The organism is Streptomyces sp. NPDC046308 (genome assembly GCF_055588065.1).
Genome location: NZ_JBVJFB010000003.1, coordinates 52,538 through 65,905, shown reverse-complemented (window position 1 = coordinate 65,905; position 13,368 = coordinate 52,538). Strand labels below are relative to the sequence as shown.

Here is a 13,368-nt window from a genome sequence, read left to right as displayed (position 1 = left end):
GCGAAAAGCGCCTGCGGCCGCTCTGGTCCTCTGCTGCCCGCCCCCAGCGCCCCGCGCCCGCCGTCCCCTCCCGCTAAGGCCCCTGGTAACCGATGCCGCTCACCCTCGCCTCACTCGTCCAGCACTCGGCGCTCAAGCTCGGCGTCCGGGCGGGCGAGGGCCGTCTGGACACCCCCGTGCGCTGGGCACATGTCAGCGAGCTCGCCGACCCCGTCCCGTACATGGAGGGCGGCGAGCTGCTCCTGATCACCGCGATGAAGCTGGACGCGGAGGATCCGGAGGAGATGCGCCGCTACGTACGCCGCCTCGCCGCGGCCGGGGTCGTCGGCATCGGCTTCGCGATCGGCGTGAACTACGAGGAGATCCCCGAGGCGCTGCTCGAGGCGGCCCGCACCGAGGACATGCCGCTGCTGGAGGTGCCGCGCCGGACCCCCTTCCTCGCGATCAGCAAGGCCGTCTCCGCGGCTCTCGCGGCGGACCAGTACCGGGCCGTGACCGCCGGTTTCGAGGCGCAGCGGGAGCTGACCCGCGCCGCCCTCTCCGCCGACGGGCCCGCCGAACTGCTGGCGAGGCTCGCGGCGCACGTGCACGGCTGGGCGGCGCTGTACGACACCTCGGGCGCCGTTGTCGCGGCGGCCCCCGACTGGGCCGCGCGGCGCGCCGCCCGGCTGACCCCCGACGTGGAGCGGCTTCGGGAGCGGCCGGCGCCCGCCAGCGCCGTGGTCGGCGGCTCGGAGGACCGCGTCGAACTCCAGTCCCTGGGCACGGGCCGGCGGGCGCGCGGTGCGCTCGCCGTCGGCACCGGCGCCCCGCTGGGCACGGCCGAGCGGTACGCCGTCCATTCCGCGGTCGCCCTGCTGACCCTCACCACCGAGCGGTCGCGCTCGCTGCACGACGCCGAGTCCCGGCTGGGGGCGGCGGTGCTGCGGATGCTGCTGGCGGGCGAGGCGGAGCACGCGCGGTCGGTGGCCGGGGACCTGTACGGGAACCTGCTGGAGGCGCCGTTCCGGCTGATCGTGGCCGAGCCGGCGCTGCCCGGGACCGCGCAGCCGCAGGGCCTGGCGCTGCTCGCCGACGCCGTGGAGTCGGCGGCCGCCCGCAACGGCGAGGCGCTGCTGGTGGTGCCGGAACCGGGCCGGTTGCTGGTGCTGGCCTCCGACGCGGGCCCGGCCGTACAGGCGTGCGTGGACCACGCGGAGGCACTGGAGTCCCGGCGCGGCCTGGACGCGGCCGGACCCGAACCGGACGAACTGGTCGTCGGCCTGTCGGCCCCGGCCGGCCCGGAAGGCGTTGCGGCGGCCCTGAAGCAGGCAGACCAGGCGCTCGCCGTGGCCCGCCGGCGCGGACGGCCGATGGTGGAGCACGAGGACATGGCGGCGGGCTCGGTCCTGCCGCTGCTGGCCGACGACGCCGTACGGGCCTTCGCGGACGGCACCCTGCGCGCGCTGCGGGAGCACGACGCGACCGGCCGCGGCGACCTGGTGGCCTCGCTGCAGGCGTGGCTCTCGCGCCACGGCCAGTGGGACGCGGCCGCCGCCGACCTCGGCGTGCACCGGCACACCCTGCGCTACCGGATGAAGCGGGTCGAGGAGATCCTGGGGCGCTCCCTGGAGGACCCGGACGTCCGCATGGAGCTCTGGCTCGCCCTCAAGGCCACCTCGGCCCCGTCGTAGTCGACCGGCCCCGCCCCCCGAGCGCCCCTTCCCGCCGGCCGGGGTGGCCGGTCCCGGCCGGGCGACAGTGACAAAGCGGCGAAGCCCGGCGACCCGCCGCTCCATCTGGGACAAACGCCGAAACGCCCGGCGAGTCCTACGGTGGAGGGGACAAGCCCACCGCACCCATCCGAAGGGCCGGGATTCGCATGACTTCCACCCACGCCTTCTGGCTCGCCGGCCGCCAGGCCACCGGCGAGGACAGCTTCGACGTCCACTCCCCGTGGGACGGCCGGCTGGTCGGCACCGTCAGCGTGCCCACCGACGAGCAGGTCGAAGAGGCCGTGGCCGCGGCGTACGCCGTGACGGCGGAATTCTCCGCGACCCCCGCCCACGTACGGGCCGCCGCCCTGGACCACGTGTCCAAGCGGCTCGCCGAGCGCACCGAGGAGATCGCCCAGCTGATCTCCGCCGAGAACGGCAAGCCCATCAAGTGGGCCCGCGGTGAGGTCGGCCGTGCGGTGTCCGTGTTCCGCTTCGCCGCCGAAGAGGCCCGCCGCTTCAACGGCGGAGAGGCCCAGCGCCTCGACACCGACGCCGGCGGCGTCGGCCGGCTCGCGCTGACCCGCCGCTTCGTCAAGGGTCCGGTCCTCGGCATCGCGCCGTTCAACTTCCCGCTGAACCTGTGCGCCCACAAGGTGGCCCCGGCCATCGCCGTCGGCGCGCCGATCATCCTGAAGCCGGCCCCGGCCACCCCGCTCTCCGGGCTGATCCTGGGCGAGCTGCTCGCCGAGACCGACCTCCCGGCCGGCTCCTGGTCGGTCCTGCCGGTCGGGAACGACAAGATGCCCGGCCTGGTCAAGGACGAGCGTCTGCCCGTCATCTCCTTCACCGGCTCCGACACCGTCGGCTACGCCATCCAGCAGTCGGTGCCCCACAAGCACTGCACGCTGGAGCTCGGCGGCAACGCGGCGGCCGTGGTCCTGGACGACTGGTCCTCCGAGACCGACCTCGACTGGGCCGCGACCCGCATCGCGACCTTCTCGAACTACCAGGCCGGCCAGTCCTGCATCTCCGTGCAGCGCGTGATCGCCGACGCCTCCGTCTACGACCGCCTCGTCGAGAAGGTCGTCGCGAAGGTCCAGGCCCAGGTCACCGGCGACCCGAACGACGACGCCACCGACGTCGGACCCCTCGTCTCCGAGGCCGCCGCCCAGCGTGTCGAGTCCTGGGTCGACGAGGCCGTGTCCGCCGGGGCCAAGCTGCTCACCGGTGGCAAGCGCGAGGGTGCCTCGTACGAGCCCACCGTGATCGCGAACGTGCCCGACGGCGTCAAGCTGGCCACCGAAGAGGTCTTCGGCCCGGTCCTGACCCTCCAGCGGGTCGAGAACACCGACGAGGCCTTCGCCGCGGTGAACGACTCGAAGTTCGGTCTGCAGACCGGCGTCTTCACCCGGAACATCCAGACCGCGTTCCGCGCCCACCGCGAGCTCGAGGTCGGCGGTGTGGTCGTCGGCGACGCGCCGTCCTACCGCGCCGACCAGATGCCGTACGGCGGCGTCAAGCAGTCCGGTGTGGGCCGCGAGGGCGTCCGCTACGCGATGGACGACTACACGTACGAGCGGGTCCTGGTCCTCACCGGCCTCGACATCTGATCTCGTACGACCCAAAGGCCGACGGCCGGAGCCCACTGTGCGGGGGCTCCGGCCGTCTTCGTCGTACCCACTGCGACCTGCTGATACGTCGATCCTGACTGCTGGAACGGGGGGCATTGGCCTGGTCTCGCCGCTTGCGGCCGTCCGCGGAGGTCAAGCGGCCAGCACTCCCCCGAAGAGGGGAAGGTTGCGCAGGACCGTCCACGCAACGATCACGATCAGCGCCAGGCGCGGCCCCCACCACGGGAGGAGGCCTCTTCGGCTGCTCCTGCCGGTGACGGCGCGCAGCCACACGACAGCGGCGCACGGCAAGAACGCGACCAGCAGCAGGTTGTAATCGGCGGCGGCTGCCACGTGGGCGTGAACGAGCTGATGGAGTGCGCGCAGGCTGCCGCACCCCGGACAGTCGAGGCCGGTGAGGGAGTGGAACGGACAGCTCGGGAACCGTCCCGGCCGGGTGGGGTCCACGAGGCCCACGACGACGGCGACCGCTGCGAAGATCGCCGCGCCCACTCCGGCATCACGGACGGTCTTCGGCGTCGAAGCCACGGGAGTCCGTCTGAGGGCCCGCGGGCGTGGCGGTGTCACGGCGTCGGCGTGGTGGTCGTGCCCGGGTCGCTGGCGAAGCCGATGGCCAGGAGGATCACCCACACCAGGCAGCCGAACACGATGCTCAAGATGACGTAGAGCCTCGCTTTCCGCGACGCTTCGGCGGCTCCTGCGAAGTCACCCGCGGTCCACTTGCTCTGGACCTGTGAGGCGAAGACGATGGCGGCGATCCCTGTCGGCAGGAAGCAGAAGAGCGTGACGAGGATGGCAGGGGTCAAGTAGGCGTCCGGCGCTGCCACGTGGCCTGCGTACGCTGCCGCTCCCCACCGCTGCTGGTGACCTTCCGCTTCAGGAGGAGGTGACGCAGGACGCGAAGGTTGAGACGGCGGGGGCGGTGATTGCGGGGACTGCTGCGGGGCGATGAACGGCTCCTGCCAAGGGGTCTCCGGACCCCAGTTGTCGTCGTCGTGAGGCGGAGGTTGGTGTCGGTCTGCCATGGCTGCGCACCTTTCTGGGTCCGGCCCCCTCAGGCAGGGGTCCACATCGAGCGTCGGGAGTCCCAGATCCACCGGTCGCCGTGTGCGTCCAGACGGACCGCCTGCTCGTAGGCCCGTTCCGGCAGATCTGCGGTGAAGGTGACCCGGCCGCCGGTCGCCGACTCGAACACCACGCCCACAGGCGCCTCTGCTTCTTCCGAGCGGTCTCCCAGCAGTCGGTCCACGAAGGTCTTCAACCCCGTGTGCGCCTCTTTGGCGAGGAGCTGGAACAGGGTGCTGAGGAACGGCTGTAGGACAGCGGTCGTTACCAGGACCAGAACGACGTCGGCCGCCCCCCTCCGGGTGGGCCGCAGCATGCACGTGGTGGGGACCCCGGCCTCGCACAGTGCATCGCGCCCTTCCAGGGCCGGGGCGGCGGGGAGCGACGAAGGCCAGAAGATCTCGACCTCGGGACGTGCCATGACTTCCTCCCTCTATCCCCGGTGGGGTAGCGTCCAACGCTCGACGGCACCCGCGCTGGTGCCCGTCACCAGGCCCTTTCCGCCGTCGAGGAAGGCCAGCCCCGCGAGCCGATACGACAGCTTCCCCGCTACGGTCAACTCCCCCGTCTTCAGGTCCCACAGAGTGACCGTTCCCTCGTCGTCGGAGATGGCGAGCGCCAGGGAGCCGGGGGAGAAAGCCAGGTGGGAGGGTGCGCTCCCGTACTCCGTGCGCCGCAGGAGACGGCCGTCCCAGGACCAGAGGCGGACCCTGCCGTCCGTGCAGCCGGTGGCGAGGACCTGATCGGTGAGCGCGAGGCAGAGTATGGGATGGGACTGCGGCCACGCCATCACCGGCTGCCCGCCCACGTCCAACTGGCGCATCACGCCGTCCCCGGTTGCCACGACCACGTGCCGGTCACCCGGCGCGAAACGAAGGGCACCGATCCTGCCGCGGCCGCCCTTGCGCTGCCAGGCTTTGGGCTCCTTCCCCGGCCACGCCGCCAGGTCCCGCACCCGGGCACCCCACGAGTTGTAGATGTAGATGCGGTCCCGGACGGTCGCCGCGAGCCAGTGGCCGTCCGTACTGAAAGCCAGGGCATCGCCCGCTCCTCCCACGTTCATCACGCGCACCGGCGTTGCGGTCTGGAGGTCCCACACGACCACGGTGCCGTCGTTGTGCCGGCTGGCCACGTGCCGTCGCCAAGGGCCCCAGACCACCCGGACCGGGTTCTCCCGCTGCACGGGCATGCACTGCGCAACCAGCCCGCCGTGGGCTCCGTCCACGATGCGCACCACGCCGTCACCGCACGCGGCGGCAAGGAGGTCGGACGGTCCGAGCGCCAGGTCGCTGCACGGACCGAGCTCCGCGAGCAGAGTCCGGTGGGAGAGGCGGGGTGCGTGCGTGGGGGCCGGCGGCGGGGGCGCGGGCGGCGGCACGTTCACCGTAGTCCGCGGTTGCGGGCCCTGTGCGTTCGGCGGTGCGTTCGGCAGCGAGAAGATCCGGGTTTCGTCGGATGCGAGGAACAGCACGGGAGTGGCCCACTCCAGGCTTTCCAGGTCCATCTTCACGTCTTCACGCGCGAGGGTCACCGCCCGGTCGACCGGCAGGCCTGCGGCGATCCGCTCGTAGAACGAGGAGGCGAAGACAAGGGCGGCCCGGTCGGTGATCTCGTACTGCATGGCGACCACGGCCGGCACGCCCGCACGCACGAGAGTGGCGGCGGTACCCGCGAAGACGTCCTCGGACCCGCTTACCGCGGATTCACAGGAATTCAGCACGATGAGACGCAGGTTCGGGCTGTCCGCGATCAGCCTTTCGAAATCACTGGCATATATCTTCTTGGCGGCCCCGTCGGCACCGGACAACTGGATGTATCCGGCATTCCTTTCCTCGTCGAATCCGCCGTGGCTGACGCAGTGCAGGACGTGCCAGGAACCAAATCGCAGCTCTTTCGCCAGGTCCTGCCACTGGTCCCCGGGTAGCCAATGGACGTCCACGTTGTCGGAGCTGTACCGCTCGAGCGCCTGCGATATCTGCCCCTCCTCCCGTTTTCCGTCCAGCGCGGGAAGGTCGCGCGGATTCGCCGAAATGCCCAGTACGCGCAAGGGCAGGATCAGGGGCAGCGGCGGTACCGGGTTCATCAGCCGGAGGTACCGGACGATGGGGACGCGCAGCGCGAGGTAGTCATCGCGGGTCGGATCAACGAGGTATTCCCACGGGATGGATGCCACATGCGGGCCGTTCGTCCGCAGCAGGATCCGCACCGGAACGCCCTGCCGTCGCGCCTCGCGGCGGCACAGGTCGAACTGAAGAAAAATTTCATCCCGGAAGACGGTCTGCGTGAGACGTTCGCCGAATTCCCGGACCGGTCTTTCCGTGACGGGGGCGCCGCGCACCAGCAGGGAACTGTACGACTTGGCCAGCGACAGCTCCACCCGGGAAAGGGTGGATTGAAGTTCGGCCTCGGAATAGGGTGACGGCACGCGAATCAGCGCTTCGCCGCACTCGGAAGCACACGAGATGATCCAGTTGGTGTCGGCTTCAATGATTTCGAGCTGGAACGGGAGACCTTTCAACCAACCCACCTCCGCCCCTGGATATAGTTCACACCCGATATTTCACGGCGTCCACTCAGGGGCCGACCCTCGGCAGGGCCGAAGGCTACAGAGGCGGGGCAGGTCCTGGGGCCGGGTCAGTTCTCCTCGAAGCCGCTGTCCTCGAACTTCAGCTGGACGGCGTTCTCGCGGACGGTGCGCACCTGCCGCTCCGTGAACCCGTCGGCGGTGGTCGCGGTGATCTCGATGCGGACCTCCAGCCGTACGCCGTCGGCGGCTTCGAGGTGCGCGAGCACCTCCTGCTGGATGGTGGCGAAGTCGGCGGCCGGCCGGTTCGGGTTGAGGGCCTTGACGCCCCAGAACCTCCGCGCGACCTTCCTGGCCGCCGGCAGCGGGGCCTGGGGGCCGGTGCCCGCCGGGCGAGGAGGGACGGTGCCCGGCTGCGGGGTGCCCGCCGCGTCGTGGCCGGTGTCCGCCGCCGTGGCGGCCGGTTCGGCCGGCGGGGTCGCGACGACCCGTGCGCGCTGGGCCACGGCTCGTCCCGGCTGGACGAGGAGCGTGTCGTCCGTGACGAAGCCGGGCTCGGGCTTGTCGCCGTGGATCCACAGGTTCCGGTACTCGCCGGTGGTCTCGTCGTAGCCGTCGGCCAGGGCGAAGGCGTCCTGCTGCCACAGGAGGACGTCGGCGGCGCCGAGCACGGCCTGTTCGAGCACCTGCCGGTGGGGCAGCCGCTTCAGGTACGGGTACTGCGTGTACCAGGACCACAGGTCGCCGAAGCGTACGTGCCCCTTGCCCCAGGCGTTGGCCAGGGCGCCGTCGAGGGCCATCCGCACCAGCGTGGCCCCGAGCACGGGGGTGATCCACCCCTTGGCCCGGAGCGCCGCGGTGACGCGCTCGGCCAGCGGTCCGCCGTCCTTGGCGACCCGGGTGAAGGAGATGGTCGGCTTCCGGCCGGGCTGCTCGGTCGGGATCAGCGCCGCGGTGAAGGCCGCGCGGACACGGTCGTCGACGGCCGCGTCCAGCTGGCGGGCGCGGGTGACGGACTGCTTGCGCTGCTGGGCGCTGAGTTCGAGCTCCTCCGCCTCGTCGGCGATGGACTGCCAGGCCCGGTACTCGCGCACGACGCCTTCGAGCTCGGGGTAGGTCTCGCGGTCGGCGGCGACCATGACCAGCATGTTGCGCCGCTGCCGCTGCCCGCTGCCGGCCTCCCGGAGGAGGCGCTCGGCGAAGTCCGCGGCGGTGGAGGCGTCCTTGCCCCAGGTGAACCGCGGGTGCAGCACCACCAGCTTGAGGATCTCGGAGTCGGGGACGTCCCCGGTGTCGAGGGGCGCGGCGTGCACGGCGCCGAAGGACGCCCTGGGCGCCTTGCCCATGGCCTTCAGGCGTTCGACGATCGTGGCGTGCACGTCGGCCTCGCCGTAGCCGGCGGCCCGGTCGGCCGCCACCCGGGAGACCGAGGCCGCCAGGTCGTACCAGGAGCGGTCGCCGTCCTCGTAGAAGTACGTGGCCCGCTGGCCCAGCAGGGCGCGGGCGTCCCCGATGTGGTTGATGACGTCGCCGGGTACCGCGGTGCCGAGGCGCAGCTGCTGCATGTCGACGCCCTTGTGCGCCGAGCGCAGGGTCGGGACGGTGGCGATGAACACCGACCGGGCGACGCGCCGGGTCAGCGCCCGCTGTCCGAACGAGGGACGCTCGCGGTCGATCTGGACCGGGGTGGCCCCCTCGCCGTCGACGTCCTTGTCCACCACCGGCTTCCAGTTGTCGTCCAGGTACTTGGTGATCTCGCTGAAGACCTGGGTGTCGTGGACGGGCACCGCGCCGGGAGTGATGAGCGGCGTGGTGTCGTTGGCCGCCCACAGCGCGTTGATGACCACGCTCATCAGACGCAGCACACCGCGGGTGCGCTGGAACTTCGGCAGCGTCGACCAGTCCTCGTAGAGCCGGTCGAACAGCTCGGGGTGGATCGGGTACGCCGCACGGATGCGCTGCTCGTACTCGGCCGTGGTCGTCTCGCGCGGGAAGAACCCGGTGTTCTCCTGGTAGTACTTCACGTACTGCTTGGCCACGGCGGAGATGTCCGCGAGGGCCACCGCGTCGGGTTCCTCGAACAGGCGCCGGCGCACGATCTCGAACGACTCGATGTTGTTCGCCGGTCGCCAGTCGTCGGCGTTGCGGCCGATGGTGTGCTGCAGGGTCTCCAGGGCGACGTGCCCGTTGGGGCCGCCCACCTCCAGCGCCGAGCCGCCTCCGCCGTTGTCCAGGGAGTCGGAGGCGGGGATGGAGACCACGAGCATGACGCCCGGGACGGACTTGGCCATCTCCGTCAGGTGCTGGGCGAAGGTGTGCTGGGTGGCGAAGGATCCGCCGGGCAGGTCGTCGCGCCCCACGAGCTGACGGGCGTACGCGACCCACTCGTCGATGAGGATCAGCACGCCCCTGCCGTCGGCGACGATGTCGCGCACGACGGCGTCGAGGGCGTCACCCGGATCGGTGCCGGTGGCGTCGGCCATCGCGACGCGGTCGTACGCCGCGCGCCCGCCGAGCTGCCAGGCCAGCTCCCCCCAGAGCGTGCGGACCCGGGTGCCGTCGTCCTTGACGATCGGCTGGCTCGGGGAGAGCTTCGTGCCCACCAGCGTGACCCGCCGCACGTCCAACGACCCCAGCGGGTCGTCCCCGGCCGCGGGCAGGGCGGCGTGCACCACGTCCTGCACGCCCTGGGACAGCGCGCCGGTGGCCAGGCCCTCGGAGAACAGGTGGTACAGGGCCAGCATCGAGTGCGTCTTGCCGCCGCCGAACTGTGTCTGGAGGTTCACCACCGGGCTCGCGCCGGCGTCCCCGGACAGGCGCTTGAGCGCACGGGTCAGCAGGTCGGACAGCCCGCTGGTGAGGTAGGTCCGGGAGAAGAACTCGGCCGGATCCAGGTACTCCGGCGCCGCGGTGTGGCCGTGGGCCACCGCGTACAGGTCGGCGGCGAACTCGGCGGCGGAGAACTGCCCCCGGATCACGTCGGCGTGCGGCCGGACGACCTCGCGCCACGGCTTGATCGCCGTACCGGCCAGCATGCCGGCCACCCTGACCGCCTGCGCCTCGCGCATCAGCCGGTTGCGGGTCTGCTTCTCGAAGACCTCGCGCTGGTGTTCCATCCGCATCTTCGCCACCGCGTCGGCCTCGTCACCGGCGCCGATCACCGTCAGCAGGCGCTCGATGGTGTCCAGGGCACGGTACGTGTCGTCCGAGGAGAACTTCTGCCCGTGGTGCACCGCGTTCGCCGTCTCCCGCAGCTCGGAGGCGAGGGCGGACTGCGGGCGGGAGAGGTCCTTCTCGAAGACCTTCCGGCGCTCGGTCACGACGCGCAGCAGGAACCGCACGTCCTCCCGCGAGTACGTCCTGACCGCACCGAACCTCGCCGTGTCCTCGGCCGAGACCAGCTCGATCCAGTCCTTGCCGGCCGGAGCCTGGGCGGACATGCGCATGTCCACCCACGGACGCAGGCCCTCCAGCAGCTGGTCGAAGCTGCGCAGGACCTTCTCGTTGTTCGTCAGCGCCATCGGATCTCCTCCCCAAAGAGCATCTCGGCCACAGCGGCCGGGCGGATCGTGGCCGACGTCGCGCAGACGTCCGCCCACGCGCCGCCGAGCCCGTTGAACAGGCCGGCGGTCGAGGAGTCCTGGGACTCCGTCAGTTCGTACAGCCGGGTGGCCAGGCGGTTGACCTCGTCCAGGTCCACCCTGCCCGTCACCTCGGACATCAGCCTCGCGGCCTCCTCCCGCCCCGCGGTCGCGTACGCGCGCGCCAGGTGGCAGGTGACCTCCCACAGCGACAGCCGGTCGTCGTGGGCCGGCACCCACCGCGGGTCCAGGTCCTGCGGTTTGACCAGCGCGACCTTCCCCGCGCCGGAGGTGAGGGTGCCGCCGCGGGCGATCCCGTCCACCGACAGGCCCAGCGGGACGGCCAGCGACTCGGCGTCACCGTAGGGGCGCGTGTCCCAGCCGTACGAGCGGAACCAGTCCAGGCAGAAACGGGTGTCGGCGTCCAGCTCGGCGTCGTGCTCGTTCTGCAGCGAGTCGAAGGTCTGGTTGATCAGCGCCAGCGCGGTCTTCACCGACATCGTGGAGCCGTCGTCCTCCAGCACCCGGGAGAACCGGGAGAACACGGCCATGCCGGGGCCGAGGATCGTCTGGCGCAGGTCCGCGGGCGCGATGGCGCCCTCGCGGATCCGGGGCAGCGCCTCGTCCAGCTCGGTGTGCAGCGCCGCAAGGAACCCGGTGCGGTCCGTCGCGGGTGCGGTCGTCTCGCGGGGCCGCAGGGCCAGCACGATCGAGGAGGCCAGGGCGTTGGTGCCTACCGAGATCATCCGCCCGCCGCGCTCCGAACGGACGGGCCACGTCGCGGTGATGGTCCAGCCGCCCCGGACCATGCCCTCCAGGAAGGTGGACCACCCGGTCGAGGCGACGCCCTCCTTCTCCAGCTCGGCCTGCTTGAAGGCGTAGAAGACGGTGATGGGGTAGTCGGGCGAGGCCGTCTCCCGGGCGTGCGCGAAGACGTGCTGGAACCCGTTCGCGAAGAACTCCTCCGCGTTCTCCTTGCTCCCGTGCCGGTACGGGTTCGCGACGAGCTCCTCCGCCTTGGGAACGAGCATCGTCTGGAACAGGTCCGGGTGGATGCCGCGCAGGGACCGGCGCAGCCAGACGTAGAAGAAGTCCGACAGGTCGGAGTACCCGATGTTGTCGTAGTAGGGCGGGTCCGTCGACACGAGGAGGCCCGTGTAGTCGCGGCTCGACGCGTCCGCCTGGGTGACCGTGCCGTGCGTGGACGCGGGGAGCATGTCCAGGGCCCGGGACACCCAGGTCGCGCTCCACTCGATGTCGCACGGCCCCTTGCAGAACGTGTTCCCCTCGGCGAAGTCCCAGAGCATGGGGAGCGCGTGCCGGGAGAACGTGTCGGAGACGCTCTCCTTCGAGGGCGCGGAGTTCCAGCGGCACAGCGAGGAGTTGGTGGAGGACAGGCGGCTCACCGCCTGGCCGAGGTACGTGGCGACCGCGTCCGCGTACGCCTCGGCGCCCGTACCGTCCTGCGCCAGCCGGGCGCCCGCGGGCAGACCGGAGGCGAGGGCGTCGGCGAGGACCTGCTCGCGGGCCTCGCCGACGAGGTCGGTGAAGGTCATCAGCGTGGTGAGCTGACGGTCGGTGAACAGGTCGGAGAACTCCGTCAGGCCGTACTGGGGCGGCGAGAACCAGCGCGGGTTCGTCGCGATGGAACCCAGGGGCGCGTCGTCCGGCCGCGGGACCCCGGCCGCCTTCGCGTGTTCCTCGTCGGGAGCCAGGTAGACGCGGCGGCGGTTGCCCTCCGCGACCACGGCGAGCAGCTGGACGCCGATCCGGCCGGCGGCTCCCTCGGCCCGGATGGCCGTCAGCTCGACGAACCCCTCGCAGGCGACGCAGGTGGCACCCCTGCTGCTCGTCATGGTCCCGTCGTGCGTCTTCGTGGGGGCCCGCTTCGGGTCGTGACCGATGCCGAACTCCACGCGTCGTCCGCCGGGCGCCGACGCGTCGTCCACCACGGTCGGGACGACGTACGCCTCCTTGCCGTTCTTCTTGCCCAGCCACCAGGAGCGCACCAGCGGCATCACGATGCCGCAGGCCGGGTTCGGGCAGGCCACCGTCCGGGCCCAGATCCACGCGATGACGGTGGCCTCGGCGGTCTTCCCCGTGGGCTCGCCGTCGGGCCCCGGGACCGGTACCCGAGCGGTGGGGTACAGGTGCCCCAGGCGCTCCTGGGCGCGGTCCCGCATCCAGGCCCCGTAGCGGCGGACGTCCTCCGCCAGGCCCGTGGCGCGGGGCCAGGGGCCCATGCGGCCCTCCGCCACGCCCGGGAACACGGGGGGCCGTCCCGCGAACTTCGGCGGGGTCTCGATGAGGGTCTTGTTGATCAGTACCGGCACCGGGTTGAGGTCGCTGGCGTGCGCCGCCAGGCCCAGGCGCTGCGCCTCCAACGGGATCGTCCCGCCGCCCGCGAAGGGGTCCAGGACGGCCGGCGGGTTCCCTCCGGTGCTCTTGAGGATCTCCTCGCGGGCTGCCCGGTACAGGCCCTCGTCGCTGATGTTCTCCCAGACCACGAGGCGGCGGATGATGCCGTGCAGGCGCTCGCGCTCCTTCTTCTGCTCGTCTTCGGTGGCGAACAGCTCGGGATGCGAGGAGGGGTCGTCGACGAGCTGGGCGAAGAGCACCGCCCGTGCGGCCGCCAGGGGACGGCGGGCCCACCACAGGTGCAGCGTGGACGGGTGTCCGTGGCGGATCGACTTCTCTCGGGCCGACTCGGCGTTGATGTCCTCCAGCGGGAGGGAGACCTCGATGAGCTTGCGTCGGGGGACGGAGCCAGAGGGCGTTCCGGGCTGCACTGCGGTGTTCACCAACTCAATTTAGTTTCCGAGGGGCTCGAACCGTGCCTCGGGTGGCCTTCGAGCGGGGGGCCGGGTGTG

At 71.6% G+C, this 13,368-nt stretch carries 8 protein-coding genes; 2 read left to right on the top strand and 6 right to left on the bottom strand.

Features of this window, described 5'->3' with window-relative positions; all coding sequences use genetic code 11:
* Positions 1 to 92 precede the first annotated feature (92 nt).
* Entirely contained in the window at positions 93 to 1,673 is a 1,581-nt protein-coding gene (locus ACZ6JT_RS14125) for a PucR family transcriptional regulator (protein WP_469209758.1), read from the top strand.
* A 188-nt stretch (positions 1,674 to 1,861) separates the two neighbouring features.
* The gene (locus tag ACZ6JT_RS14120) at positions 1,862 to 3,307 is read left to right on the top strand and encodes an aldehyde dehydrogenase family protein (protein WP_469209756.1); all 1,446 of its coding nucleotides are present in this window, start codon (positions 1,862 to 1,864) and stop codon (positions 3,305 to 3,307) included.
* Between the two features lie 153 nt (positions 3,308 to 3,460).
* On the opposite strand, the gene ACZ6JT_RS14115 is transcribed toward ACZ6JT_RS14120, so the two are convergent.
* The 6 genes from ACZ6JT_RS14115 to ACZ6JT_RS14090 all read right to left on the bottom strand — a co-directional run bounded on the left by ACZ6JT_RS14115 (position 3,461) and on the right by ACZ6JT_RS14090 (position 13,299).
* Positions 3,461 to 3,856 carry a DUF2752 domain-containing protein gene (locus ACZ6JT_RS14115; protein ID WP_469209754.1) on the bottom strand — a complete coding sequence of 132 codons (396 nt, stop codon included), beginning with the start codon at positions 3,854 to 3,856 and terminating at the stop codon, positions 3,461 to 3,463.
* Between the two features lie 35 nt (positions 3,857 to 3,891).
* Positions 3,892 to 4,155 carry a CD225/dispanin family protein gene (locus tag ACZ6JT_RS14110; protein ID WP_469209752.1) on the bottom strand — a complete coding sequence of 88 codons (264 nt, stop codon included), beginning with the start codon at positions 4,153 to 4,155 and terminating at the stop codon, positions 3,892 to 3,894.
* A gap of 227 nt (positions 4,156 to 4,382) precedes the next feature.
* Positions 4,383 to 4,814: a hypothetical protein gene (locus tag ACZ6JT_RS14105; protein WP_469209751.1), complete on the bottom strand. Its 432-nt coding sequence runs from the start codon at positions 4,812 to 4,814 to the stop codon at positions 4,383 to 4,385.
* 12 nt (positions 4,815 to 4,826) lie between these two features.
* A complete protein-coding gene (locus ACZ6JT_RS14100; protein WP_469209749.1) occupies positions 4,827 to 6,911 on the bottom strand; it encodes a CHAT domain-containing protein in 2,085 nt (694 codons plus the stop codon).
* A 116-nt stretch (positions 6,912 to 7,027) separates the two neighbouring features.
* Positions 7,028 to 10,438, bottom strand: a complete 3,411-nt coding sequence (locus tag ACZ6JT_RS14095) for a Swt1 family HEPN domain-containing protein (RefSeq protein ID WP_469209747.1) — start codon at positions 10,436 to 10,438, stop codon at positions 7,028 to 7,030.
* Positions 10,429 to 13,299, bottom strand: a complete 2,871-nt coding sequence (locus ACZ6JT_RS14090; RefSeq protein WP_469209745.1) for a DUF1156 domain-containing protein — start codon at positions 13,297 to 13,299, stop codon at positions 10,429 to 10,431. The genes ACZ6JT_RS14095 and ACZ6JT_RS14090 overlap by 10 nt, the downstream gene beginning before the upstream one ends.
* Positions 13,300 to 13,368 lie beyond the last annotated feature (69 nt).

What these genes read in the sequence shown, in the direction of transcription:
- ACZ6JT_RS14095 (WP_469209747.1), bottom strand. Translation starts at nt 10,438, where the DNA reads ATGGCGCTGACGAACAACGAGAAGGTCCTGCGCAGCTTCGACCAGCTG.
- ACZ6JT_RS14125 (WP_469209758.1), top strand. Translation starts at nt 93, where the DNA reads ATGCCGCTCACCCTCGCCTCACTCGTCCAGCACTCGGCGCTCAAGCTC.
- ACZ6JT_RS14105 (WP_469209751.1), bottom strand. Translation starts at nt 4,814, where the DNA reads ATGGCACGTCCCGAGGTCGAGATCTTCTGGCCTTCGTCGCTCCCCGCC.
- ACZ6JT_RS14120 (WP_469209756.1), top strand. Translation starts at nt 1,862, where the DNA reads ATGACTTCCACCCACGCCTTCTGGCTCGCCGGCCGCCAGGCCACCGGC.